34 protein-coding genes are annotated in these 25,772 nt (G+C 37.2%); 7 read left to right on the top strand and 27 right to left on the bottom strand.

Annotated elements, in window-relative coordinates; translation table 11 throughout:
- Positions 1–16 precede the first annotated feature (16 nt).
- From IHV09_RS11760 to IHV09_RS11805, 11 genes are read right to left on the bottom strand one after another with little or no spacing between them, the layout of a single operon-like run.
- The gene (locus IHV09_RS11760; RefSeq protein WP_231618284.1) at positions 17–634 is read right to left on the bottom strand and encodes a hypothetical protein; all 618 of its coding nucleotides are present in this window, start codon (positions 632–634) and stop codon (positions 17–19) included.
- Between the two features lie 47 nt (positions 635–681).
- Positions 682–1,089, bottom strand: coding sequence for a hypothetical protein (locus tag IHV09_RS11765; RefSeq protein ID WP_197264563.1), 408 nt, complete (start codon positions 1,087–1,089; stop codon positions 682–684).
- The gene (locus IHV09_RS11770; protein WP_197264564.1) at positions 1,082–1,675 is read right to left on the bottom strand and encodes a GNAT family N-acetyltransferase; all 594 of its coding nucleotides are present in this window, start codon (positions 1,673–1,675) and stop codon (positions 1,082–1,084) included. The genes IHV09_RS11765 and IHV09_RS11770 overlap by 8 nt, the downstream gene beginning before the upstream one ends.
- Before the next feature lie 29 nt (positions 1,676–1,704).
- A complete protein-coding gene (locus IHV09_RS11775) occupies positions 1,705–2,169 on the bottom strand; it encodes a hypothetical protein (protein WP_197264565.1) in 465 nt (154 codons plus the stop codon).
- The gene (locus IHV09_RS22420) at positions 2,166–2,447 is read right to left on the bottom strand and encodes a DUF4279 domain-containing protein (RefSeq protein WP_370568978.1); all 282 of its coding nucleotides are present in this window, start codon (positions 2,445–2,447) and stop codon (positions 2,166–2,168) included. The genes IHV09_RS11775 and IHV09_RS22420 overlap by 4 nt, the downstream gene beginning before the upstream one ends.
- A 9-nt stretch (positions 2,448–2,456) precedes the next feature.
- Positions 2,457–2,564, bottom strand: coding sequence for a DUF4279 domain-containing protein (locus IHV09_RS22425; protein WP_231618285.1), 108 nt, complete (start codon positions 2,562–2,564; stop codon positions 2,457–2,459).
- Between the two features lie 32 nt (positions 2,565–2,596).
- A complete protein-coding gene (locus IHV09_RS11785; RefSeq protein WP_197264566.1) occupies positions 2,597–3,100 on the bottom strand; it encodes a DinB family protein in 504 nt (167 codons plus the stop codon).
- Positions 3,101–3,118: 18 nt separating this feature from the next.
- Positions 3,119–4,387: a hypothetical protein gene (locus IHV09_RS11790; RefSeq protein ID WP_231618286.1), complete on the bottom strand. Its 1,269-nt coding sequence runs from the start codon at positions 4,385–4,387 to the stop codon at positions 3,119–3,121.
- A complete protein-coding gene (locus tag IHV09_RS11795) occupies positions 4,387–4,611 on the bottom strand; it encodes a hypothetical protein (RefSeq protein WP_197264567.1) in 225 nt (74 codons plus the stop codon). The genes IHV09_RS11790 and IHV09_RS11795 overlap by 1 nt, the downstream gene beginning before the upstream one ends.
- Before the next feature lie 22 nt (positions 4,612–4,633).
- Positions 4,634–4,942, bottom strand: a complete 309-nt coding sequence (locus IHV09_RS11800) for a hypothetical protein (RefSeq protein WP_197264568.1) — start codon at positions 4,940–4,942, stop codon at positions 4,634–4,636.
- Positions 4,943–4,968: 26 nt separating this feature from the next.
- A complete protein-coding gene (locus IHV09_RS11805; RefSeq protein WP_197264569.1) occupies positions 4,969–5,799 on the bottom strand; it encodes an aminoglycoside adenylyltransferase domain-containing protein in 831 nt (276 codons plus the stop codon).
- 145 nt (positions 5,800–5,944) lie between these two features.
- Here IHV09_RS11805 and IHV09_RS11810 point away from each other — a divergent pair, with 145 nt between their 5' ends.
- Complete coding sequence (locus IHV09_RS11810; protein ID WP_197264570.1) at positions 5,945–6,367, top strand: SRPBCC family protein; 423 nt, start codon at positions 5,945–5,947, stop codon at positions 6,365–6,367.
- On the top strand, positions 6,368–6,694 hold the full coding sequence (locus IHV09_RS11815) for an ArsR/SmtB family transcription factor (RefSeq protein ID WP_197264571.1): 327 nt from the start codon (positions 6,368–6,370) through the stop codon (positions 6,692–6,694).
- 36 nt (positions 6,695–6,730) lie between these two features.
- On the opposite strand, the gene IHV09_RS11820 is transcribed toward IHV09_RS11815, so the two are convergent.
- The 3 genes from IHV09_RS11820 to IHV09_RS11830 form a co-directional block, all read right to left on the bottom strand.
- The gene (locus IHV09_RS11820) at positions 6,731–9,211 is read right to left on the bottom strand and encodes a restriction endonuclease-like protein (protein WP_197264572.1); all 2,481 of its coding nucleotides are present in this window, start codon (positions 9,209–9,211) and stop codon (positions 6,731–6,733) included.
- On the bottom strand, positions 9,180–11,228 hold the full coding sequence (locus IHV09_RS11825) for an McrB family protein (protein ID WP_197264573.1): 2,049 nt from the start codon (positions 11,226–11,228) through the stop codon (positions 9,180–9,182). Before IHV09_RS11825 ends, IHV09_RS11820 begins: the two co-directional genes overlap by 32 nt.
- A 125-nt stretch (positions 11,229–11,353) precedes the next feature.
- The gene (locus IHV09_RS11830) at positions 11,354–13,273 is read right to left on the bottom strand and encodes a 3'-5' exonuclease (protein WP_197264574.1); all 1,920 of its coding nucleotides are present in this window, start codon (positions 13,271–13,273) and stop codon (positions 11,354–11,356) included.
- A gap of 163 nt (positions 13,274–13,436) precedes the next feature.
- On the opposite strand from IHV09_RS11830, the gene IHV09_RS22670 reads away from it, so the two are divergent.
- A complete protein-coding gene (locus IHV09_RS22670) occupies positions 13,437–14,093 on the top strand; it encodes a GIY-YIG nuclease family protein (RefSeq protein WP_197264575.1) in 657 nt (218 codons plus the stop codon).
- A gap of 120 nt (positions 14,094–14,213) precedes the next feature.
- Here IHV09_RS22670 and IHV09_RS11840 read toward each other — a convergent pair whose 3' ends face one another.
- From IHV09_RS11840 to IHV09_RS11850, 3 genes are all read right to left on the bottom strand, one after another.
- Positions 14,214–14,828 (bottom strand): hypothetical protein, encoded by a 615-nt coding sequence (locus IHV09_RS11840; protein WP_197264576.1) that lies wholly within the window; start codon positions 14,826–14,828, stop codon positions 14,214–14,216.
- Positions 14,829–14,840: 12 nt separating this feature from the next.
- Positions 14,841–16,046: a YHYH domain-containing protein gene (locus tag IHV09_RS11845; RefSeq protein ID WP_197264577.1), complete on the bottom strand. Its 1,206-nt coding sequence runs from the start codon at positions 16,044–16,046 to the stop codon at positions 14,841–14,843.
- Positions 16,047–16,287: 241 nt separating this feature from the next.
- A complete protein-coding gene (locus tag IHV09_RS11850) occupies positions 16,288–17,094 on the bottom strand; it encodes an alpha/beta fold hydrolase (protein ID WP_197264578.1) in 807 nt (268 codons plus the stop codon).
- Positions 17,095–17,191: 97 nt separating this feature from the next.
- Here IHV09_RS11850 and IHV09_RS11855 point away from each other — a divergent pair, with 97 nt between their 5' ends.
- Both IHV09_RS11855 and IHV09_RS11860 read left to right on the top strand, forming a co-directional pair.
- Positions 17,192–17,407, top strand: coding sequence for a hypothetical protein (locus tag IHV09_RS11855; RefSeq protein ID WP_197264579.1), 216 nt, complete (start codon positions 17,192–17,194; stop codon positions 17,405–17,407).
- A 42-nt stretch (positions 17,408–17,449) separates the two neighbouring features.
- Positions 17,450–17,644 carry a hypothetical protein gene (locus IHV09_RS11860; RefSeq protein WP_197264580.1) on the top strand — a complete coding sequence of 65 codons (195 nt, stop codon included), beginning with the start codon at positions 17,450–17,452 and terminating at the stop codon, positions 17,642–17,644.
- A 75-nt stretch (positions 17,645–17,719) separates the two neighbouring features.
- On the opposite strand, the gene mutM is transcribed toward IHV09_RS11860, so the two are convergent.
- The 8 genes from mutM to IHV09_RS11900 all read right to left on the bottom strand — a co-directional run bounded on the left by mutM (position 17,720) and on the right by IHV09_RS11900 (position 23,319).
- Positions 17,720–18,523, bottom strand: coding sequence for a DNA-formamidopyrimidine glycosylase (mutM, locus tag IHV09_RS11865; protein ID WP_197264581.1), 804 nt, complete (start codon positions 18,521–18,523; stop codon positions 17,720–17,722).
- Between the two features lie 112 nt (positions 18,524–18,635).
- Positions 18,636–19,427, bottom strand: a complete 792-nt coding sequence (locus tag IHV09_RS11870) for a phosphotransferase (RefSeq protein ID WP_197264582.1) — start codon at positions 19,425–19,427, stop codon at positions 18,636–18,638.
- A gap of 45 nt (positions 19,428–19,472) precedes the next feature.
- Positions 19,473–19,916: an SRPBCC family protein gene (locus tag IHV09_RS11875; protein WP_197264583.1), complete on the bottom strand. Its 444-nt coding sequence runs from the start codon at positions 19,914–19,916 to the stop codon at positions 19,473–19,475.
- 20 nt (positions 19,917–19,936) lie between these two features.
- On the bottom strand, positions 19,937–20,461 hold the full coding sequence (locus IHV09_RS11880) for a GNAT family N-acetyltransferase (protein WP_197264584.1): 525 nt from the start codon (positions 20,459–20,461) through the stop codon (positions 19,937–19,939).
- Between the two features lie 80 nt (positions 20,462–20,541).
- Entirely contained in the window at positions 20,542–21,027 is a 486-nt protein-coding gene (locus tag IHV09_RS11885) for a hypothetical protein (protein ID WP_231618287.1), read from the bottom strand.
- Between the two features lie 238 nt (positions 21,028–21,265).
- A complete protein-coding gene (locus IHV09_RS11890) occupies positions 21,266–21,781 on the bottom strand; it encodes a DinB family protein (protein WP_197264585.1) in 516 nt (171 codons plus the stop codon).
- Between the two features lie 178 nt (positions 21,782–21,959).
- A complete protein-coding gene (locus IHV09_RS11895) occupies positions 21,960–22,829 on the bottom strand; it encodes a GNAT family N-acetyltransferase (protein ID WP_197264586.1) in 870 nt (289 codons plus the stop codon).
- A 127-nt stretch (positions 22,830–22,956) separates the two neighbouring features.
- The gene (locus tag IHV09_RS11900) at positions 22,957–23,319 is read right to left on the bottom strand and encodes a hypothetical protein (RefSeq protein WP_197264587.1); all 363 of its coding nucleotides are present in this window, start codon (positions 23,317–23,319) and stop codon (positions 22,957–22,959) included.
- Positions 23,320–23,434: 115 nt separating this feature from the next.
- On the opposite strand from IHV09_RS11900, the gene IHV09_RS11905 reads away from it, so the two are divergent.
- The gene (locus tag IHV09_RS11905) at positions 23,435–24,232 is read left to right on the top strand and encodes an AraC family transcriptional regulator (RefSeq protein WP_197264588.1); all 798 of its coding nucleotides are present in this window, start codon (positions 23,435–23,437) and stop codon (positions 24,230–24,232) included.
- Positions 24,233–24,338: 106 nt separating this feature from the next.
- Positions 24,339–24,551: a hypothetical protein gene (locus IHV09_RS11910; protein ID WP_197130338.1), complete on the top strand. Its 213-nt coding sequence runs from the start codon at positions 24,339–24,341 to the stop codon at positions 24,549–24,551.
- Between the two features lie 88 nt (positions 24,552–24,639).
- Here IHV09_RS11910 and IHV09_RS11915 read toward each other — a convergent pair whose 3' ends face one another.
- Entirely contained in the window at positions 24,640–24,957 is a 318-nt protein-coding gene (locus tag IHV09_RS11915; RefSeq protein ID WP_197194041.1) for a hypothetical protein, read from the bottom strand.
- 171 nt (positions 24,958–25,128) lie between these two features.
- A complete protein-coding gene (locus IHV09_RS11920; RefSeq protein WP_370568967.1) occupies positions 25,129–25,668 on the bottom strand; it encodes a GrpB family protein in 540 nt (179 codons plus the stop codon).
- Between the last annotated feature and the right edge of the window lie 104 nt (positions 25,669–25,772).

A 25,772-nucleotide genomic window follows, 5' to 3' on the forward strand; every position in this document is an offset into this window, starting at 1 on the left:
CTCCACTTCAACTTCTTTATTTTTGAACATCATAACTTGTATGATTTTTTCTTTTGACATTAAGAAATAGCCATATTGAGAAGATCATCATGATACAAAAAGTTATGTTTTGCGCTATGCCTATACTATTACTCCAGCTTCGATAACCATTTAGCAAGAGTTGTAGCGTTAATCCCACAGGTAAAAGGAGTAAGACATATGGGGTCTTTTTAAATAAAAAGCCTGCAGCTCCACCGATACAGCCGCCGACTAATGACGTTCCATACCAAGTGACATATACAGTGATGATTTCCTTAGTAGTAGATTGAATCGCTGTCTCTTCAAAAACACTTCCTATTATGAAATAAAACGTAATAGCCAATGTTGTGTAGATGGCTCCGAACAAAATTCCTTCTTTTAAGTTCCTTCCATACAAATAACCTACAATCATTGCTACGATAAACCACATTGGTAAAGAATTGACCATGATTGCTAGATAATAAGTGATAGTTTCGAGTGCTGAAACGTTAGAGCCTTCACCAAAATACGGGGAATGATCAGAAACCACTGAAAAGCATCCAACGATTAGACCAACTATAACTGAAAATAATATAAAGTTTCTCCAATGCTTTAGTTTCATTTGGTTGTCATTCAAAGTGTTTTCCTCCAAACCATACTGAAGTAAATCTATTCGTGTGGTCTTTAAATGATGGATAATCCTACGATTTGGTCAGTAAACAAGACCATTTCGCCTAACTGTCTTTTTTGATCTGGGTTTAAGATAGGACTTATGGTGACATCTTTTAGATGGAGTGGTGCCGTTACATTCAAAGCGGTCATCGTTTCTGGCAAGCTTTCAAGTCTGCTCCCCAGTTCTGTTAATCCCTCTGAAAAGAAGTACTTATTGTTTTCTTCCTCTTCATGAGTAAAGTGATTAATCTTACCTTGGATATAAGCATTTTGCGTGATAATTAATAGTTGGCTATTAGGACCAATCGTCTTTATCGAACCATCATAATCTTGAGTGAATTTATGTAATACATCATCAAAAGTCGTAGTTATGGCTTTTTTGTAATCAAAAACATGATTCAATTCTTTTACATTAATCATATTTATCTCCCTCTACATACACACCTGATTTGAGATAGTCTTCACGAAGAATTCCATACACAGCACAATCTTTATACTGATTCTTCGCATTGCGAATCATGTGACGGATCACACCTTCTTGTTTCATTCCAACTTTGGCCATAATCCTACCTGAAGCAGGATTATCGGTGTTATGTGCAGCTGAGATCTTATGGATGTTCATCTGTCGGAAGCCAAACTCTACCACAGCTTGCAACGCCTCAGTTCCGTACCCATGGTTCCACCACTTGAACCCAAGCGAATAGCTTACCTCACAGTTATCAGTCGAGCTATCAAAATCGTACAGGTCGGTTTCTCCAATCAGTTCACCTGTTTCTTTCAACACGATGCCCCAATAACAAAATTCCTGATCTTCATACTGACTGACGATCTTCTTCACCCGCTCTTCTGTTTGAGCAACACTCGTGTGAGCAGCGTTCACTCGATTGTCTGCGACGCGTTCGTCTGAAAGCCAATGGTCAAATATGTTTTGAGTGTCGGATGGTTTCAAAGAACGAAGAAGTAGTCGGTCAGTTTCTAAAACGGGAGTTCCGGAATACTTAATCATATACACACCTCATACACAGCGAAAGACTGCTATTTTGTCACGTACCAATATACGAACAACCCTATGGCGATTAATGCCCAGCCAATAGAGAACAAATATCTTCTCATGTTAGAAACTCCTTCATCATTCAGTTGAGATTCACTAATGTACTCTTCAACCCACACACCAGCATTCAACTTCTGAAACCAATTCTGTATCCAATTTTCAGGCATGGACACCGTATTCAGATCGAGTGCTCTTAATTGTTTATCTGTATACGTATTGACTAAGTATAAATCCCACTGACACTCGATATCTCTGGCTATGAAAAAGGTAAGATCTCCTTTTTCGTCTAGATCTTCTTCTTCCCACGCCATCGTTAAGTTATCGCACCATTTAGCAAGTTCGTATTGAGAATACTCACTCTTATTCTCACAGAAATCATTTAACAGCTGTTTCAAATTTTCATATGAATACTCGAGATTAATTATAGTCTCATTCCAGTTCCAGGTCATAAAAGGTCCACTTCAATCTCAGCTCCGACGTTTGACGCGAATGTGAGGATGTCTTTCTCTAAATACAAAGCTGGTGCTTGCCCGTTTACCATTCGGATTACAATATAGATTTTACTCGCTAAGCCAAACTCTGCTTGTAATTCATTAATGACATAGCATTTATCTCTCAACTGATTCATAACTTGCTGAAGTTGTTCATTCACATCGAGTGAGTATTGGTAATCTGTTCCGTACTCCCAATTTGTTTCTTTTCTACGGAGTGAAGAATTCGCTGGTATGAGATCTCCCTATTTATAGCTTTCTGTAGGTGTGATTTCTAGTCTTCTCGTCACTTCATTTATCGGAAAGCCATCGCCAAAAAGGGAGAAGTACACTTTCACTTGTGTTTCGTTCATAAAATCTCCTAGCAATCCGTTTCTTGTTTTATTTAAAGAGGTGGATTTTCTACACCTAGATGAATCCAGTCTTCTTTCGGTGGCCCATATACTCCAAAAGGCTTAATTCCCGCTTGACGCATTAAGATTGTTGCTTGTCCACGATGGTGAACAATGTGCTTGATGAGTCCCATCAGAATCTGCGCGTTTGATTCTTCTCTACCGAAGGCCGTTTGCACTTCTCTCAAGCTTTCGTCTGTCCATTGCTCTTCAATGGCTTTCGTTGCAGCAGAACTTAAATCTTTAAAAGTGTCAGCAATCTCTTTAGCTGATGTTGGAACCTCTTCTTTATGTTTTACTTCATCAACTTTCAAACCAAAATGAGCTAAATACTCTGGAATATTAGTGGTAAGATGCCATGCGATTCTCCCTAACGTTCGTCCTTCTTGATAAACTTTTTGTTGCAACGATTCATCGGTTAAACCATCTAACACCTTTTCCGTTAGCGTTGCTTCGCGATTCCATTCTCGAATAAAATCCGCAATGGTTATGTACATATTTAAAACCTCCATTATCTATCCTAAATCATCCAGCAAAACCACTTCACCCGTTTCAGCATTCACGCCATGATGACAGTCTAACTTTCCGCATAGAATATACTGCTTCTGTTCATCGTCATACACATAAAATGGTTGGAGCTCAAATAAGCCTTTCAATTTTTCATACGCTTCGTCTTGTGTAACCGCTACTTCACCAGGTGCTTCAAAGGAATTATACATCTCTAACATGAACTGGTTGTCAATGTAGTTCACAACGTCCATCGAATGTGGATCTAGGAATACCGACAGTTTTCTTTTAAAAACCCGTGTTTCATGTTGATCCGTTCCGAGTGTCGCAACTAGAAACTTTTTGTCTCGATGTAGAGTTGTCACACGCCATATCCCAGCGTCTTCCGGATATTCCTGACGCAATAATCGTTCTACTGCTTCCACACACTTCTTCTCATCTTCCTCAGTAATAGGTCGGGTGGTTGGAGAAGGCATGCAGGAAAAGGCTTCATCTACGGTAATCTCTTCTTGCAAATCGATTTCTTTACGCTCAAAAGCTCCAGAAATTGGCTCGTTCCACTGCAAAATGTGATACACTTTTTTAGAAGTCCCACCATCTTGAAGTATTTCAAACGGTTTGGTCATCTGATCTTTGTTTCTTATGTAGATCTCTTCTACCGCATACACGGCAAATAGCTTCTTTTGTTCAAACGACGGAAATTCAATTCTTTTCAATTGTTTCTTGGCTATGTGTTTTGCTTTCTCTAAGGAAAGAGTATAGGATTCGCATTTTACCGTATGACCTGTCGGAAACTCTCCATGAACGGAAAAGAAGGTTAGCTGTCGTTTATCATTCCATTTCACTTCAATCATTCCAGACGGAGAGATAGGAGTATTGTCTATAGATGAACGAAATTCTATTTCATATTTTGTCTCTTTATGTATTTGGAACTGCTCGTTATGTGTTAAGCCAGTTTCTTGTTTGATCCACTTAATGACTTCCTCAGTTCCACCAGCAAACTGAATTCCATCTCGTGCATAGGTCTCACCCATCACAAAGATTGCATTATTCAATTTTCCGGTGTTCACGTCGTATTCAATGACCACTGTACCATCAGGATTTGAATCATCTTCATCGGACTCCGTTCCATTCGGAAACCACTCCAAACAAAGTATGTAACTCGTTTTTTTGAAGTGGTTCACGTTTCTCCAGAGACTATGATGATGTAAATAGTAGTTTCCGAGTCCGAACGTTGTTTGGGCTTGATCTACGAATGCTTGTATTCTGCTATCCACTACTCTCGCTCCTTTTGTGACTGTTCGCCAAGTTCTCCCATGACGATGAATAAGATCCAGACTCCAAGAACGACCACAACTCCGTAACCTACATAGTACAAAACTGTGTTTATAAACCAGATTAAGGCGTCAAATGGACCAAAACGTTCCAGATCCACTAGACTTAGTGACATAAACCCAAGTCCGACTAGAAATCCATAAAGCAGATGCTGCATTCTGTTCATCGGAATCCCTTCCTTATTCACCTTACTTCTTTTCTAAATAGATGTACTCATCCACCGTGTTCATAGCAGAAGAGGCTTTCAAGATCTTCATCCCCTTCAATCGGCTGCCGCACTGAAAATGAACCGTGTCATCTGCACCGATCTGGATCTTGTGCGTTGCGCTCTCTACCCAATCAATCTGCATCTTTACGATATACTCACCAGGAGCTACATCCAGTTGTTTCGTTTCTCCGTCCTTGATCTGTTCTGTCTTGCTCTCGTTCAGGTAAATATCAAACTTTCTCATCTTGTTCATGAACTGACTGTCTCTTTTAAACACTAATTTCCCCATTTTCGTCCCATCCTTTTCTATGATTCTTACAAGTTATTACATTCTTTAATTATATACTTCATATAGCTGAGTGCATCATTTCTTCTCTTCCTCATCGATCCGTAATGCGAGAACTTATTTTCATTTCGAATTCGCAATGCTTCCCGGATGATTTGATGATACTCTTCAGGAACCGTTTGGAGTGCGTATTCACCAGCACCCGCTTTTGACGTGATGTCTTCCTCTCTTAACGAATAATAAAGACGCGTCACGCCGAGCACACCCCACTCGATCATGTTAGCACTCATATATAATCCTATATACTGAAGAGAAGGAAAACGCTCACAATTCTTCACCCAGTTTAGCCAATAACTGTTAATATTCTCGACTAAGTTTGATTTCAATTCAGTCCAATCTACAGATAGATTGTATGTTTCAATCGGCAGTCCTTTAACGACGATGCCGTATTTCTGAAGTTGGTACGCGTCGATCCAATTACGGTGAAAAGGTCGATAACTTTGAAGCTTTCCTTCATTAAAATACGGACATGAAGAATTACCGTTGTTTTCACTCTCTAGATCTTCTCGCGTCAGATACATGCCATCTAAGCTCGGCTGCGGATACTCTTTTCTCATCTCCTGGTGAATTTCTTTTAATTTCTCAACATCTGATTGTGTTAGCTTTTCTTTTGTTACCGCATAAAAGTCAATATCACTTAATTCTTCTTGGTAAGCTCCAATGGAAACAGAGCCGAATAGATAAAATGACTCCAACTTATTAGGCAGCTTCTTCTCTATTTTTTCAAAGTAAGAATTCAATACTATCTTTACTTCTTCAGGTATACGTTTTGGTTCATTTCTTGTTTGCGTTTGGGTCATACCGTTAGCCTCTTTTCATGAACACGTTGTATTCCTACATTTTAGCATATTTATCCATTCGCCCCAGTATGAATTGACATACAACCAAAAGGTGTTATATTCTTAACGTAAAACCAAATGGTTATATATTCAGATTAGGAGATGAATGTTTGTGTCAACACTACCAGATATTAAACAAACCGCAACCTTTAACGCACCGATTCAAAAAGTGTGGGATGCTGTATCGACATCAGAAGGCATGTCAGCGTGGTTCATGCCGAATGACTTTAAAGCAGAAGAAGGACATGAGTTTCACATCCAGTCCCCTTTTGGCCCTTCACCATGTAAAGTGCTCGTGATCGATGAACCGCACAAGCTATCCTTTTCATGGGACACGGACGGCTGGGTCGTGACGTTTCTGTTAGAGGAAAAAGGAGATCAGACAGAATTCACATTGATCCACAGCGGTTGGAAAGAAGACTCGATCGTTGGGAAAGCAAATCAAAAAGCGCAAGATGTGCGTGACCGCATGAACGGCGGATGGGTTGGTATTGTGAATGAAAGACTGAAAAAGGTCGTTGAGGGCTAAGTGGCAGCACGAGCAGAAAAACACGATGTTTTTAAAGCAATTGCCGATCCAACAAGGCGTGAAGTATTGAGGTTGCTTTCTGAAAATGAGCGCCCGATCTCAGAGATTGCGGATCACTTTGATATGAGCCGAACAGCTGTAACGAAGCATCTGCAGATTCTAACGGAGGCTGAACTAATTTCCGGCAGAAAAGAAGGTCGGGAGAAAATTTATCAGTTGCATCCAGAGCCTTTAACTGAAGTGAAACAGTGGTTGTCTTATTATGAAAAGTTTTGGGGTAATAAGTTTTCTATGTTGAAGCATCTGGTTGAAAAAGATAACTTGTAACAGATTTAAAAGCTCAAGGAAATATTCCTTGAGCTACTATTTGTTTAGTGTATCAGTAACTTTCTTGAAAAGCTTGCTTGGATTTTGTACAAATTCAGCTCTATCTATTGACTCATACTGTGAGTCTCCTACACGTTTCACCTGTATTTCAAACTCGTTTACAGAAACGAATATTTCGCCCGATTGTATCTGAACAATCTCGGAAGCTTTATCAACATAATTATGGTTCAAGTTTACCTTAGGATTGTTCGTTAACCTACGCATCGTTCTCCATACCATTAACTCATCTTTACTTTTCATATAAAGTTCAGGTAACTCTCTAGCTCCTTTTAAAGCATTTAATGTGGTTAGCATATATGAAGCTATACCATAGCCAACAGGTTTAATTACTTGCTTTAATTCTTTCCAAACGATCACTGTAAATGTAACGAATTGTTCACTATCATTAGGCGGACTGAACTTGATGTCATCAATCTTGCCATAATATCTTACTCCGTTACTTTTTGATGCTTTATTTGAAAGATACAAGGCAATATGCTTTGCCTCTTGCCACCCTTTTTTTAAGTCCTTCACAGCGATCTTAAACGTTTTTTGTTGGATACAATCCGTAAAAACTTTCTCATCACTTACTAATCCAACCAGAACGGTTTCATCTAATGAAGATTGCCAGCGATCTAATGTACCTCTTGGTAGTATGCCTTCTTCTTGAATCTCTTCTGGGCTTTTTTCAATGAGGTGTTCCACAAATTGCTCAACTAACCTCGTTGCATTTGGTAAGAAAGGTAATCCTCCGATATTAACGGTCTCAATACTTTTATAAAATGCATGCTGCTCATACAATTCTTCTTCAAACCAAGGAAATAACACATATGCTCCAAAGGCTGTTCGTTGATATGGTCCTTCATGCTGAACAACTAACGCATCTCTATATCGATGCATCGTGTTTATGTCGTCTTCCATCGGACCAGGGCTCTTATATCGCTTTCCGTAATAACTATCTTCAACAGCAAAATCAATACGATATTTGGCATCAAAAATATAATTATAGGTATAATCCTTACCTTTCTTTTGAATACTCAGCATCGTATCTGGTTTCTGTGTTATCGTAGGAAGATCCTTTTCTTCCTTTTGATATTGAAGAACAATCTTCTCTCCTGTATGTGGGTGTTGATATACCCGTTTGGCAGAGTTACTGCCGTCGAGGTTTACAAACAGACCTTCTCGATTCACCTTCACCACATCTTGAGATAAGAGTACATATTTCTTATCCAATAGAGCACCAAGTTTAAGATATGTCCAATACTCATATAGTTGAGCAACATCTTTAACTGACATTTTATAAATTTGACCATGTAGTTCTAATCCACGGGAAAGTAAAACATAGATTTGAAAGGCTTCTCTATACCCTGGTGCCATCTGTATGACTAAAGTCATTACCGAACGATCCAACTTACTAATGGTCTTCCAAAATGGATTTTTAATTCTTCGCTGGAGTAGTTTCTGCATGTCTTTGATGGCTTTAACCACTTCTTGATCTGGTTCTGTTTTATAACGTCCAATAGGTACTTCTACCTTATTCAATAAATTCTTTAGCTTATCTTCAATTCGAATCATCAACCACTTGATTAGACGGTTTTCCATCGTATCAAATGAGTGCTCTTTTTTTACCTGCCAACCCTCAATAGGCATAAGTTGTTTGTTCTCAAACTGAATACCCTTTGGAACCTCTTGAAACAATGAAGCTCTTTTTCTAAGCTGGTTTCGGCCATAAGAGTCCATCTTCTTTAGTTGATCACCTCTCACTTTCTGATGAGTGGTAATCAATTGATGATGCGGTTGTTGCTCAATTCTTTTAATTGCCTGTAGGAAGGACCTAAAATGATGTTGTATTAATCGATAAAATTCAGCAGCACTTGCTTCTCCTTCTACCCTAGTCCTCGCACCAAGATAAGTTTTTCTTAAAAAGTGAAACGCTAAATTATAGATCTCTTCATTCACTTCATCTAGTAGCTTTCGATAATCTTCTTTATAATCTAGCTTTGAAGGAAAGATTTCAAAAGTTACAGACAATAAGGTTTTCCCTTGCGTACGAATTTCAAATGACGACAAACCGACTTCATTTTGGAATTGCAGACTTCCCATCAGAACCTGCTTAGGACCCACTGGTACACTACTCACAGCATTTCGTAAAAGATGATGTTCGTGATAGAATTCTAACTCTGAATCTATTTTTGATGTAACGATAATTTGATAATTACCATTCTCAAAAAAGATAGGTCTAAACGTTGAGCCGGCTGCTAACACTTGTTGATCTACATCAAAAACTTTAACAGACTGAATTGACTTTCCCTCAACCTTAAACACCATCGTTTCATTCTGAAGTTTCTTTTTATATTGAGACAACCCTTCAAACCGCTGATGATAAGGTTTTCCTTTCATAAAAAGAGTAAATTCATCCGTTTCAATTAAAACGAGTTCAACATCCTCACGAACCAATCCAGAAGGAAGTGAAGCCATCTAGCTGATACCTCCTAATCATATCCACAATCTTTTGTGCAGACTTAGGATATATCGCTTTATCGAATCCAGGTAGAACATCGGTATCATAGACTTGATTCGTGCAAATTTCATACAGCCCTTTAAGTGTATCCCATACACGCTCATCACTCCCTGAAATACGAGGAAGTATTTTCTGAAGAATCGATTGATCCATAGCTTCTTTAAATGTCAGTAAGTTATCTTTCTCGCTATAAATCATATAAAAACAAATTTCATCTCTTACTCTATAACCGACCTGTGCACCAATACCTTCAAGTTGTTTGTTAATATCGACTAAAACTTCTGTTACCATTTTAATTAACTCCATGTTATCTTTGTATGCATCTTTTAAATGCAAGAAGTCCCCCGCTAAAGACTGATTTTCGATAGACAAAGGTTCCTGTTCTTCAAGATCCTCTAAGAAAGCAAAGTGATCCAATTGAACTCTATTAAACTCAATCGTATTTGCACGGTCCAACACCTTTTTGCTAAAAGGATGTGTCGTCTCGTCCATGTTTACCGTTCCAACAATATAAACATTTGAAGGGAGAATGATGTCTCTGCCATTTACCTCAAAAGGTAATACCGGTGTAGTTATCATCTCTCCATTTTCCCATCGCCGACTTTCCATAACACTTAAAAGATCACTGAAGTAGTATTCCACTCTCGCTAGATTCATTTCATCGAGTAAAACAAAGTAAGGTTTAATCGGATTATCCATTGCTCTTTCCAGAACAGAAGTTAAGGGACCTTTCTTAAAGTCACCCTTAATATCTATATAGCCTAATAGATCAGAACCATCACTCCAGTCAGGACGAACTGGAATTAAAGTGAACTGACCATTGTTTTCAGTAGCTCCTAAGCATTCAGCAAACCACTGAACCATTTTAGTTTTACCAGTACCAGATATACCAGAAAGTATGACGAAAGGTTTTGTTTTTAATGATAAATAAAGGTTGATAACCTCTTCCCTCTTATAGAAAAAGCCTTTACTCTGTATGTAAGAATGTATATGATTTGTTACATTCGATACTTTTATATCACTTTTTTCTTCTTTGGTATTTGTATCTCTATCTAAAAAAGAATTTTTAATTTCCATTGGAAAACCCTCTCCAAACATTGAATACAATTTATTTGCAAATCCCTTTGAGACAGAGTAAAAGTAGCCTTGTTTAATATCCCCATGCTTATCGAAAGGTCCTTTTTCTTCAATTCTCCAACTTTCAGGTATTTCTACTTTCGGAATCGGATTATTTAAATCGAAATAAGTAACTTTTAATAGATTACCGTCAACTTGCCATTCATCTGTTTGTATTTCTTTTGGTTTAGCATGCTGTTCAGCTTCTTTACTCACAATTCCAATACACCTGATGTGCATGTTGCTGTATACAAAGACAATATCTCCTGCTTTTGCTTTTAATAGGTCAGTATGATGGGCTAATGGTGTTCCATTTTTCGCTCTTTGTGGTGCCCATAGATAACTACCAGTTCTCTCTTGAATATGGGTTTTCCCCTGGTTTACCCACCAGAAAGCATTATTAGATATTCTCTTAAATGAATCTAATTTTATTGTATATACAAAAGGATTCTCTGTTTTATAAAATTCAATATATTCTGCTTGATCCAAAGGGACATGAACCTGTTGTTTTTCGTTTTCTATTCTTCTTTCTCTTATGTATTCATAGCTTTTGTTAAATGTAGTAAGTAGAACTTGTTTTAATTCGGCATTATTGTCGTACCTAATTTGTAAAGAATCTACACTAACACCTTTTCTATCAACATTTGTTAATTGAGCATCATATACTTCATCATCTAGAATTAACTTAATGTTATATTTTTCTCCTCTATTAACATGAGCTCCATGATTTGCTTCCTCAAAGTCTACATGAAACTCAATCGGTATATGAGATCCATTACTAAATATTGACCAGTCAACTTTTTTCCTTGCAATCATTTGTGAATGTGTTTTTGACCAACTTCTTTTTTCTTTTATCATCATTTACTCCTGATTGATTATCATAAAAGATAATTATTTTTAATGATTAAACTAATTGTTTATTATGTTACCAATAAATAAAAAAGGATCAATAGTAATAAAAACACTCAAGCCAAATTGAGTGTTTAGTAATGCTTCCTTATCTTTACTTCTAAAGCCTTTTCAAAGGAAAACAATTTTAAATTAGAAAAATAACTAGTAAACTCCGATTCCCCAGAATAAGAAACACAAAGGTAATTTTGAGCTCTTGTCATAGCTATATAAAGCAACGACACTTCTTTTTCTTTACTTTCTTCTAGAGGGAAAGGCATGCTGTCTGTGTTCACTACGAAAACGGATTGAAAGTCTAGCCCTTTACTACTTTCAATTGTACTAATCTTTACTGATTCTTCTTCTTTTACAAAATTTCGTTTGGAACCTTCATGTTCGGTTAACCAATAGTAAGGGATATTATGCTTTTTAAATGTGCGAATGATTGTATCGGTTACAGCGAGCTTATTCGTCTTTTTAACTCGATAAAGAATCAGCATTTCTGAATATGGCACTTTACGAATTTCATGAAGTTTCTTTATGGTTCGTGCTACTTTTTCCATTTCTTCAGTGAAATTGGTAGCTTCCAACACAAATGGTTCTGGTCCCTTACGTTTTGTTCCTTGAGGATGAATAATTTCAATGCCCTCAGTCTGACCTTGGATCACTTTTGTATTTAACACCGAATGTTCTCGGTAAAAATCCCAAGCAAACTTTACAATCTGAGCTGAATTCCTATAGTTGATATTCAAAATTTTAGATCGCCCTTGGAAACTCATTCCTGTATCTTGGACATAGCTTGTTTTTCTTTTATAAATGTTTTGTGCTCGATCTTCAACGATTAACAAAGACTGTGTATCCGGATTTAACAAACGGCTTACCAACCCTAGCCATGCTGGTTCAAAGTCTTGTCCTTCATCTATTAACACCGCATCATATTTAGGTAATATGGCTTCGTTTCGATCGATCTTTTCAAGTATGGTCGGAATTTGATATTCATTGATCTTTAAATCTTGCTTCAACCATTGATGAAAGTTTCGAATCATAATGTTGTCACTCACTTTCTTTTCTTCAGGCTTCTGTACAAAATCAAAAAGGTCCTCAGGCTCCGAAAGTTTAGCATGAACCATTTGACGAATGCTTTGAGCGAGTGAAATGTTATAGCACAGAATCAACACTTTCCAGTCAGGATGTTCTTTCACAATCATCTTCGCTCTTGATGCTAAGATTAAGGTCTTCCCACTACCCGCTACACCTCGAATGAGTCGATTCTTATCTCCCAACTGTTTAGCAAGATTCTCCTGATGCAGATCCATTACCTTGATATCTTTCAAAGACAACAAGAGCTGATCTTGATAAGGAACGGCTTGTTTAAATTCCGCACTAATTCGTACTTCAGGAAACAAATGATAACGAATAGCTGCAATTTCTTCATTTGTTAACGGTTCTTTTAGCCGGTAAGGCACGATAAACATATCAAGGATTTTCTCCATCAATAACTCTTCTGAGAAGTGTTCATTTTCTGGATCAATTTCGTCTCTTGCTAACGTCAAGTTCGGTTCAAGTATGGAATATAAGTTATCTCTAACCATGTCTTTTTGATAAAGACGAGTGAAAACAACGCCGTAACCAAAAGGAAACTTAAGCTGAAATTGATACTTACCTTCTGTCTGAATAAGACTCTTATCTTTTTTCAATACATTACTTATATGAAATGCGTATTCTCTAGCTTGTTTTAATGGGTTCTTCACAGTTGCTTGTGAACCATTCGCAGCTGAAATGACCCAGTCATCTGAATTAAGTTGATATAACGTGTTCCTTGTATAATCTTTCACTTCTAACACAATTAACCCTAGATCTGGTCCTAAAATAACAAAGTCTGGACGCCGACCTTGAATTTCCGGCTCATAGTACACGATATAATCATCAGGTAAGTAGTTTTTAAGTGTATGGAATAATAGTCTTTCGCCGGCTGTGGCAGAAGATCGTATTGTAAGCGGAACCATGTATGCCATGACATTCACCTATCTCATTTTTATTCAATAATATTTTTACAATATTAGACATCTTTCTATCATTCTCTTAAAAAAACTAGTAAAAATCAACTATTGTTTGTAAACTTTACCAAATTTTATTATGCTATATCTATACATATCTCGTAAAAACGGAGTGACGACTGTGATTAAATACCTAGTATCCTTATTTAAGAATGGCAATACAACACCTAGTACTGAATCGCTTCATCTCTTTCAACAAAATCCATCTGAGTTACAGAAAATAATACATAACCAATTTCCAAGAGGCCAGGCGACAGGGTATGTATGGTTCGTACAGGATCAACTAACTGGTCATTTCCAGATTGGAAAGACCACACAAATAGATAAACGAATGAATGGGTTCACTGTTAACTTATCTTTCAAAAATGAGCTGATTTATCTTGTAAAGTCAGGAAACCATCATCAAACAGAAGCTGCTTTTCATGATTACTTCACTAACAAACGGGTACAAGGAGAATGGTATACCCTTAGTTCAGAGGATCTTACATGGTTAAGGACCGGGAATTATTCAAAATTTATTGAGGATACAATTAACAATAAAGGGATTATTAAAGAAGCGATTGATTCTCGTAGAGTTCCCCTTACACCTAAACAAGAAGAATATGCGAAATCACTCATACATAAGTTAGAACATTTTGAGTTAGTATCTGATGATATAGAATTGTCTAAGAAAGACTTGGATCGTCTCATTATGTTCTTTAAGTTTAAAAATAAAGGAACACTTGTGAATATGGTTAAGGAAGGGATATTGAAGGAGAAGAGCACCTTAAAGAATTAGTAATTATAAATTATGGCCTGTTCCTGTATATCTATGACTATGTTCAACAATAAACCTAATAATAAAAAGGCTAGAGTCCGGTACAATGCCAGCTCTAGCTTTTCTAAATTTTTATGTTTCTTAAATATAAGCAAGTATTTTATTCGCAACACGAATCATCTGCTCTTTATCAAAGATCTCATCAAATTCATGTCGCTTAACACCGTATTGCATGTATAAGCCCTTTTCTAGCATCCCGTCGTTAAACCATTTAATGTCCCTAATGGTTTGATAGCGAAATTTTTGTTGGAAGCTAAATGACTTATTTACAAACCATACACGTTTGTTGGTAGCGATTAAGTAGCCTTTAATTTCTTTCTTACTGCTTTTATCAAACTCACAGAATAAGAAGGTTAATCCTTTTTCATCTGGCTCAAACACATTTCGTATAAGAGATTGAAAGAATGCCTTATTATTTTTCACTTCGTTAAATTCGTAAGTCGTGTAAGAGTCATTTACTAGTGAGTTTAATAGATTTTCAATCTCTTGTTTTTCTTTTGCTTTTTGAACTTCAAGTTGTTGCTGGCGTTCTTCAGCTGCAAGTTTTCTTTTCATACGCTTTTGTTCTTTCACAGCTTCTTTACTACTTCGATAAGTTTGAACTTTTTCTTTTACTAGTACATTATCTTGATCTTTAGTCAAAAGCTTTACGAATAAATCTTCTGTTTTATAACATATTCTTTGATAGATCCCCATTTTACTCTCTCCTTAAGCTACCATTTTACGAGCCACATAGAATCGTCTTCCTAACCAAGCAGCTATTCCTAAACCAAAAATCATTGTGTTTGCTTCATCAGCATCCTGAGCAGCTTGTTTTCCTAATCCGTAATGATACTCATACACTGTTTCAGCTTTCATGTATTTTTGAGGGACTTCATATTTTTCTTCATTGCTACCCATCTCATAAGCTACTTCTGCTATTTTTTCAACTTCATTATTTGATTTGAATCCTTCTTTATACCATGTGATATATTTTTCTTGCTTTAGAGCAGGTTTTTTATAGGAAATCATGGTAAAGGCAGCATTATAGCCCATTTTTAAATACTTTTCTCTTAATTCATTCTGACCTTTCTCGAATCCAGTAAGGTATGCGTTTATTAATGTTTGACTAACATTCTTTGGTGTATTCTTAATATCCTTTGTTCCATCTTCAAGACCTTTTTCTTGAAAACTAACTATCTGTGCTTCTTCTTTCTCTTTTAATGCTCTGTTAAAACCAATTTCGTATTCTTGTTTTAAAAGTGTATTATTCTGATACTTTGCAGGAAGAACTAACTTTTCCTGTTTCTTTCCAGCTTCATATCCTTCCTTCTCAACAGCTACTTTCTGTTCTTCAAATTTTTGCATTCCTTCAGAATACCCTTTATCATAACCAGTGCCATAGCCAGATTGGTAAGCTGCTGAACCAGTAGAAGAATTGTTTTCTTCTGCACCTTTTGTTCCATCGTTCAACCCTTTTTGATAGCCAGCTTTTTCACCCTTTGCTGAGTCTTGCTGTTCAATCTGTTTTGGACTGCCGTTAATTTTCGCAGTATCATATCCACTTGGAACTTCACACGGAATACCATCATCTACAACATTTCCGAAGCCATCTAATCTCTCCGGATCATTTGAAGCTGAATAGCCTTTTGCATTCCAGTAAGCTACAACTTCATCATAGTTGGAAAAATCTGAGCAGTCTTTATCACTGCGTGTAGCAGGAGCCGGTTTTGCAGCAGGTGCAGGTGCTGGAGTTGAACCACCGCTTGAACCTCCACCATTATGATAGTGATATCCTGTACATAATCCTTTTGCCTGCGACTTTGCTGAACAGTTATGTCCACCACTACTGTCAGTTCTACCTGAGTGAGCATACCCTTGGTGAGGTAGAACTAATATCACTAAAGCCATTATAAAAATTAAATATTTCCCCATGCTCCCTATCTCCCTTTGTTACATTTTCATTTATTTCCAGATTTAATAGTAATATCTAACTAAAATTATTTCAATAAAATTTTCGACGAAAATGTGTTTTTCTTCTAAACAACCCCCTAAAACAAAATAAAATACTCGAATAATAAATCATTTTCTATACAAAAAAAAAAGAAACACTAGTATTTTGACCAGAGTTTCTAATATATTTTTTATATTTACACTATTATTTTTAACAGTATACTTAGCTTAAACGATCCAACCACTCACTTATATGTACATTCAACAAATCAACCTGCTCAATCTGCAAATTATGCCCCACCGTATCCAAAACCGAAAACGTCGCTCTTGGATATTTATCAAGTAAGTCATAAACATCCTTATAACCCGTAACATGGTCCTGCCTACCTGTTATAAACACACACGGTTTCTCAAACACTTCTTGGCCAATTTTAAATGTGTACCCATAAGCTTCTGAGATTTTCTCTAGAAACGCTGAATCCGCGATCTTTAGTCCAACAACAACTTCATCCCTGTACCTTTTCCATGTGTATTCATTTAACTTCACATGAATGCCTTTAAAATCTTCTCTTTCTTCTTCTGTTAGTGTGGCTAGAAATTCGTGATCCACTTCTATATTGGTTTGCTCTGGCAATGTTCGTTCACTGTGATTCGGTAGGATCATCGGGCAGATGAATGCTGCACCTAATACTCTCTCTGGGATTTTTGCGATGATGCCTCTTATGATATAACCACCGTATGATTGACCAGCGAGTAAGAAGGACTGGCCTGGTAATAACGTATCGATGAACTGGATGACTGCCTCTAGCATCTCATCCGAGTTTTGAATGGTTTCATAGTCTTTCGTCTGCCCCATTCCTGGCAGGTCGATATAAAGACGTCTGTATCCTTCTCTCTCTTGAAAGATGGGTTCCATGCAGCCTTTCATCAGGCGGTGATCCGGGTAGAACCCGTGAATCATTACGATCGGTGTACCACTTCCGTATTCTTCATAATAGATGTTCGCTTTTTGTACTTGGCGATACGACATATTTCAACACTCCTTCTCTATAAAGGGGGTTCTCTGTCATTGAAGAAATTCCTTCTATTTAGGATATAAACGAATATCATATAGGTGTTGTGTTAAAATGGAAAAAGAAAATAAACGGGGAAGGCTATCTCTGAAGAACTATTTGATTCGATTGTTATTTGGGATATTGACTGGCTTCGTTACGTATGGAATTCTAGTAGTGTTTGATTTATATAAAGGTGAAAGTTCAAACCTGATCATAGTTCTTTCTATAATATGTGGTGGATGGTTTGGGTGGTATGTGTATCGTAATTGGGCGTCTAAAAAACATTGAATGTAAGCAAGTGAAAGATAAAGAATTAAAGGAGCGTTTGGTTTGAAAGCCTATTTTATCCGATTAGCGTTTAGCATCATGTCGATGGTCATCATTTATGGAATATTCTTTTTAGTAGGATGGCACACGAAGAATTTTGCACCTTTCATCATCCTGCCGCTTGGTTTAGCCGGTGGTTATGGTGCATTGTATGTGTATAAAATGATTCAAGAAGCAAAAGCGAAGGAACAACTGTAAAGAAAAAGGACAGGTCGGAAGTCATCGTAACTTCTAACCTGTCCTTTTCTATTATGAATTGATAGAGAGTATTATTTACTTCTGACAGTTCGGACAAAAATACGACTTATGTGAAGAATGATCCACTCTCTCAATCCTTCCTCCACATCTCGGACACTTCTCCCCTTCTCGCTCATAAACATAAGTGTTCTCGTTATACTTCCCTGTCTGCTGATCACCTTCGTACATCGGAAAATCCATGTATCCCCCAAATTGAACGGCTCTTGAAAGAACAGGTTTGATGCTATCATACAAACGGATTTTCTCCTCATCAGAAAGGTCACTTGCTTTTCGTAACGGATGTAACCTCGCTTGAAAGCAAATTTCATCAGAATAACAGTTTCCGATTCCAGCGATAACGGATTGGTCGACTAACAATGGTTTGAGTGCCCCTTTTTTCCGTTCTAACCTCTGTAAAAACTCATCCTGGTACATTTCAAAAGGTTCTGGACCAAGTTCACTCAGTTTTTCTTTTAATTCAGTTTGATTCAATAAGTGTAAATACCCAAGTCTAAGTCCAATAAAGTTCAATTGAAACTCTCCAAAGGACAGAATAATTTGTTTCGTTCGATCCGGACTGTTTTTTGACGTTCCAAGAAACATCAGTCCTCCAAGCATCAAATGAAGCAGCAGAAACTGTCCTGAACTTAGTTCAAAGATCAGATGTTTTGCTCTTCTTTTAACGAAATTGATATGGGATCCTTTTACAGCATCAATAAAGGATTGAACCCCGGTGTTGATTGACTTTTCTCTGTTGATCTCTACATTTGTTATCGGCTTATGTAAGATATTATGGTTCAAGAACTCGCGATACGTTTCCATCTCTGGTAACTCAGGCAATGGTTCCAACTCCTTTAATTCTAGTCTCTCTTGTTAGTATTGAGTGGGTTGGATAAATTATGTAAATAAAAAAAGCTTGGTCAACATGTCCAGCTTTGTTTAATGCATTAGATTATGTCCAATCATTTCTGTGTCTACAAATAAAATCAATGTCCTCTAGATAATGGGCCAGATGGCCTTCGTCTATCATTTTTTGAAAAGCTAAGTCACCTTCACTCGCTTTTCTTTCAATGGTTCTGCACAACCCTTTTAGCCTAAGCAGCACCATCTCCAAAAAATCAGGATCCACTTCCTTACCATAACCATCAAAAAACAATTGAACTCTCTCTTTCATTCGTTCTGCATGCTGCCTACGATTGTAATTTACCGTTGTACCTGTTGCATCTAAATAAAATCTGCTTAAAGGCACGCACGTATAAAGCGTATACGCAATATCCCAAAGCCTTGGACCAGGTCCTGCTACATCAAAATCAATAATGCCAACAGGTCGTTCTTGATCGAAAATAATGTTATAAATGGCGAAATCATTATGGCAAAGCACTTCATAAGGATGGGGAGTGTAATCGATCGGATGCCAACCTTCTTCTAACGGAAAATCACTTACCGCATCATGATAAAGTCGAAGCATGTTAGCTACTTCTTTTAGTGAATCATTTGACCACATATATTCCTTTAAGGGATAATTTCCCGCTTCCCCTTCAATAAAGGAAAGGATCTCTCTCCCTTTTTCATCAATACCTAGAAACTTTGGTGCATATCGATAGCCTTTGTTCTCAAGATGATTTAATAGCTTGTGAATCTTGTCGCTATTGGGTTTCAGATCTCGTCGGACCGTATTCCTTAGACGAATTACGTTTGAAACATTTCCTCCAGTTAGTAATTCTTCTTTTTCAAAGTTAGACATTTACTACGCCCCCATTGTATAGAAAAGTGCATTTTTATGGATGAATTACAAGTCCTGCTTATAAACGATTCCATACTCTAAGTAAACTTTTAATAAGGTCAACGCTTCTCCCCAACCTACAGCACATCCAATGCAAGCATTTAAGTCTTTCTCAGAATTCGAATAACCAGATTCATTAAGGGTTACCATTGTACCCTCTTTATAGGGTTCAAGTTTAATGGTTACCGTTGAACTTTGTTCTCCTGGTGACCATTGGAACACAAATCTCTGGTTTGGAACAGCTTCGAGTATTCTACCTCCATCTTCAATCGTTACATGTTCACTACCGAAGTTTGTCCACCTCATGCGAATTTCTCCAGTCCCATCTGGATTGATCTCTAAAGACGTGTCATCCGTAAACCAAGCATTCCAACCTTGGGCTGTTGAAATGGATTGATACACATCTTCTAATGGTACTTTAATATAGGTTTTATGGTTGATTTCTGGCATTTTCTCTACCCTCCGTACTCTTAAATATTTTTGGAATTCTTCTGAAGTTCTCGAACGCTCCAAACAATCTCTCCGTCCTCATCCCACGTACTATGGTGTCGTTCAAAACCAAGCTTTTCTAGCACCCGAAAGGATGCAGCATTCCATGCGCGTACTGTCGACCAAAGCTTGCTACGGCCTGTAGCAACAGCAGCATCTACGATTACGGATGCCGCTTCAGTCGCATAACCATTACCGTGAACTCTTCGGAACAACTCGTATGCAATTTCCGGTTCTTCAAGCGACGAACGGCCAATAATTAACCCACAGTATCCGATATAATCACCTTCATCTCGACGTCGAATAGTGAGTAAGGCAATCCCGCTTTCTGATGCTCGGTTTCGTAAAGTGGTGATATTTTCATGAGCAGTTTCCATAGTCGGCATCCCTTTGCCCCGTTCGGCAACGAGTTCCCTATACCAAGGGGCATCCGAATCCTTCCAAAGACTGAGGATCAGTCGATCAGTTTCCATCTCAAACATCATAGGTTTAAATGTAGCTGTCATCTTAGGTGCAACCTCCTAGACTGATAGTATTAAACTATGAACGATCCACCGCGTACTTGTTTACTTTTGCCATCTCAGAACTACTTAACATCAATTACAAATGTATACGATACTTCACCATTAGACCATTTGGCTAATACCTCATAGATGTACCGACCTTCACTTGACGGAACAGCTATTCGATTGTTCTTTAATATAACTTCTTTATCTCTATCGTTTTCATACCAATGATAAACGGAAATCTTAGGATGATCTTGGATTTCAATATGAATGTTAGCGCTCGGTTTCACACTGATGGCATTAAAAGCTTCAGCAATCTGGGATGGTGATGCCGCATCCGTTGTTACAGCTTCGGTTTCTGACCCTTTTTTTCTTTCCCATTTATAATTTCCTGATTTCATTTCATACTTATTTCCGTTAACATTAACGAATCCCTTCATAGCTGGAGGGAAGTCATAATTCATATGATTTGCTGCTTGCTGACCATTTCCATCTGTCGAAATCGAGCAACCAGTTATGCAGAATGAGAATATTATTATTGCTATTATTAGATGTAATAATTTCAAATACAGTCCTCTTTGAGATTTGACGTTATAAGAAAATACACGTGATTTTTCGATTGGAATATATTAAAAGCCATTGTTTTGAAAGAGTAATTTCGGTAAATATAAGACTATAATGAAAATGAAAGCGATTATTATCATAAACCAAAATATCTTATTCGTACTCACCTTTATAAACCTTCTTTCTATTTCTAGAATTACTATGTCGTCAAAGACTCATAAATGCTCAATGGACTACTCTTTACCCAATGTTTGAGCATAATGCAAGTTTTTGATCGAGTTCATACTTCTGACGCAGATGATGACGAAAATGCATCCCAACAAGAGATAACCACTCTTGTGCATTCAGCCACCCAAATCCACCATGCTTCATTTTGCAGTTGGGGTTTATCTCTTCAACTTTCATTTCCAAGTCTTTCATTCTATTCATTAATTGATCGAGCTCTAACATAATCGCTTCTTTACTTTTAGTATTGTCTGGTGGGGCATCTAGTTCTTCAGGTAATTTGATTTTAATAGGAGGAAATCCACCAATGTTAAATAGATATTCTCCAAATTCAGATTTACCCTGATGTTGCTCTTCAACAGCTTTCTCACAATCTTCTACACTATCAAGATATTCATGAGCTACTACAATCAGATGGTCATACATTTGACCAAGTGACCAAACCCCTTGTTCAGGTATAAACTTGAGCTGTTCGTTTGAATAGTTCTGTAAAAAGCTTTTGTAAGTTGCGATTAACTTCAGATCACTCATCATAAGAACCTCCGTTTCATACAAATAACGATTTTTTATTTTAATAATCTTTTAAGGTACTTTAACAGTCTTATCCTTAACTTCAATAAAAACAGCACTTCTCCTTCTTGAAGAAATGCTCCTTTTGTTTGTGTCCTTACTATTTCCATAAAATGATATTTTGACTTTCGAAATTTTTTTATCCAAATACTTGCGCAGCAATTGCATATAACTTTTGGTTCCTGTTTGGCATTGTGCTTGAATTCTTCATCATTATGGGAGGATCATTAACTTTATTAAAACCACATGTATGTAAGAAAGTCATAAAATCATGATGACCTGATGGCACATCAATCCTAAGCTTTCCATGATGGTTGGAAGCTAACTCTTTCATGATAGAAGCGGCTGTTTTAAAGTCAGACGCTACAATCGGTCCTATTATTAAATTTATTGGACCTTGTACAGATAGACCAAAACCAATAATCTGGCTGTTTTGATCTTTTACAACGATACATTGTTTACATTGTTCAATTCGATTGATCAGAAATTTGCTTCTCTGATCACCAAAGGCAGCAGCGTCTAGTTCCATCATTTGATGAAAACCCTCTACTTTATAAGTATCTAATGTAAATTCATAGTTAACTTCAAGCGATTCGCAGACAAAATTTTCACACAAAAACTTATGTACAACATCTACCGTTCTAAAGCCTAAGCTTTCATATAACGGTTTCCCTTCATCCGTTGAGATTAGCATGATGGATGTCTTTTTAGAGACGCTAGCTATACATTGTTGAGTAACTGCCTTTCCTAATCCGAGCCCCCTATAATCTGAATGTACGATGACCATACCGATTGAGGCTAGATTTGTATCGTATGGAATGATTGCAGCACTTGAAACGATTTTACCTTCAGGAGTTTTATGTCCATAGATCTTTCCTGATGACAGAATCGTTTTTATCTCGTGATCATCATAGTCCCATCCAACAGATGAAGAAAGTTCGATTAGACTTGAAACATCATTATCATTAAGTTGCTCTGCTTTTAATACAACTCTATCTTCCGTAAACATGGAGTAGCCTCCTATTATAGTTGTACCCTTATTATAGATGATAATCGTTTGGGTTCGACAAGGATTATATTTCGCACATAACGAAAAAAATCGAACTTGCTGGTAGTCACAACAAGATCGATTCTTTCTATACACTATCTAACTGATATTCCATCTTTACATCACGGTAAGATGATAACGTGTATTGCGTTTGGTAGATAAACTTGTCTGTATTCGTACTGTGCGTGAGAGGATGATAACTTAACGTCCATCCGTATAGATGCGACGTTTCAGATAGCGGCTCACTACGAAGTGCATCCAGTTCTTTCTGTTCATTCACTTCAAATACCGCAAACCCACCAAGTGGCTTAGTCGCAAAATGCTCATGGTAGATGATCTTACCGAACTCTTGATTACTTATCCAATTGTTTAATGAACGATTCGCCTCAATCGCTCTTGCCTCTGCTGGTGCAAAGCCATATACAAGATAACACCTTGACTTAAAACTCATGTGAATCCCTCCTCTATCCTTCATTATGGATAAGCGAAGAAAGGAATTCATTGCATATCGTGCTCAATCATACCGCAATTTTTGATAGTATAGAAGATGGAAGGATGTGGAGTCGTTGGGATTTCATCTTAAGCTCGACCATATCAAGATTCTATACATCGAAGGCTCGAATTGGGGAGACCAACCTCATTCTCATGAAGATGTTTATCAAATCTCTGTGCCGCTTACAGGAGAGATGATTACAGACCTGAACCAAACAACATTAGCACTGAAAGAAGGAGAGGTAATCGTCACAAATCCTCTATCCCTTCACGCTCATCAGTTTGATAATGTTCCATCTTCAATGTTTTTGATCGGATTAGATCGTCAATCACTAAACGCTTGGAACAATGTCAATTTAACAGAAGAGATCACTTTTATAGAGAAGCAAACAATTTCTCCAAATGTTATCAAAAAACAAGTTAAACAGTGGTTTGATCAATATCTCTTTCAAAGTCATGAAGATACGTGTAAGAAGGATATAGAGAACGAGGCATTTCATTTTTTTACGTCCATTTTTAGAGGAAGTCATTCAACAACTATGAAACACCAGAGCAATGGCCATAATATGACTCATGTACTCGACTATATTCATACAAACTATTATGAAACCATTTCTGTAGATACGCTCGCAATGATCGCGAACCAAAGTAAATATCACTTTATGCGAAGCTTTAAAAACTATACGCATCTCTCTCCTCATCAATATCTTATACGAACGAGGATCGAGCGAAGTAAAGAATTACTCACAACAACTACTCGATCACTTTTAGATATCAGCTATGAAGTTGGATTTAACAACCCTAGTCAGTTTCACCGAAATTTTGTGAATGTCATAGGCTGCACGCCGTTACAGTATAGGATGAATCATTAGGCAACTCTTTACTTTTCAGTTAAAACTTTCTCGCATGAATGACTATAATTGATTAATTTACTATTAAAATTTCCACTCATTAAACTGTATAAGGAGAAGTATTTATATGGAGATTATATTGGACAACTTAGTCGAAGCCAAGCGTCAACTAGACTCAACGATTCACAAACTAAAAGAAACCGTTAAAACGCTAGAAGGGAAAGAAAATCCAAATCGGTATAAATCTCAGATCACCTTAGCGCAAAGACGTATAGAAGCGTTCGAACTGTCTGTGTTCCTCATTGACAGAGAAATTCGTGATCTGAGCGAAAATAGCTAATATCTTCTGCAACAAAAAAGGACCTTAGTGAAAAGGTCCATTTTTGTTTCCTCAGTGTTTGTTCGTTTTCTTTTTAAAATCTTCGCTACTACTGAGCAGTTCCATTGTCTAATCGATTGCGTAATGCACAGTTTGGAGCTTCTGAAACCATTCGAACACTTTCTACCCTGTTTCTACAGAGCTTTCTCCAAGCGCTGTCGTTTCGGTATTTAGCCCAATTGCATCTGCTGCACATTTCTCCTCTTGACTGACCTTCAGTCTGACGAAGTTTTACTTTTTTGTGACAGCCACATTCATGGTGGTGACGTTCAACGCGGTGGTGACATCCACATTCACGATGTTGACGTTCCACAGGCTTGTTACACCCACAAGAATGATGACCTGAATTATTTCCAATCCAACCCATAACTAATCCCCCCTTAGTTCCCGAAGGTATACCTTCGATTATGATATTCTATGAAATTCAACTGAAAGTGCTTGTACACCTATCACAGTGCCTATTCGATCCTGCTATATAAAAGAAAAAAAGGCGTTAACCCACTTCGGATTAACGCTCCCTATATAACAGTTAGGATAATTAGTTGTTTATTACCTTGTTAATAAATTCTGTCTTTCCTTCTGTATATCTTTCACGGTCATTATTATATTCTTGTGCTAAATGACTTTTTAAAGTAGCGTATTCATTCACAAGGTGTGGGTTAGTTCTTAACTTATCTCTGAATGTAAGTAATTGATCCCATCGTTCTTCCCCTTCTATCATTAGATGTAAATGTGCTACTCGTTTGTCGTGTTCCACTTTCACAAAGAATCTTCGCCAAGGCTGTTTGTCTAGTTCTGGAGGTACATAATGCCAATCGTGTGCGTTTAGCTTTTCCGCTATTCTATTGATAAACTCCAATGAAGGAATCGTAGCCATTACATCGATAATTGGTTTTGCTGGCAAGTTAGGTATAGATGTACTTCCAATATGTTCGACCTGGTTAACACCAAATGCTGAAAGTAGATTGGCAAGGTCTTCTCTTTCCCGAATACCTTTTTCCTTCCAGTTAGAATCTGGTTTTTTTACCTCAATTTTTTCATAAGCCCACACTGGAATGTTTTCATTATCGTTACCCATATTCAAACCACCTCTTATATGCCTTTACAATAGTGCTTCTTTTTATAATAAGTTCCATATAAAAAAGCGTTAATCCTTCTCGAATTAACGCACTTATATCTATG

It is taken from the genome of Fictibacillus sp. 23RED33, from assembly GCF_015903925.1.
In the GTDB taxonomy this organism is placed as follows: Bacteria; Bacillota; Bacilli; order Bacillales; family Fictibacillaceae; genus Fictibacillus; species Fictibacillus phosphorivorans.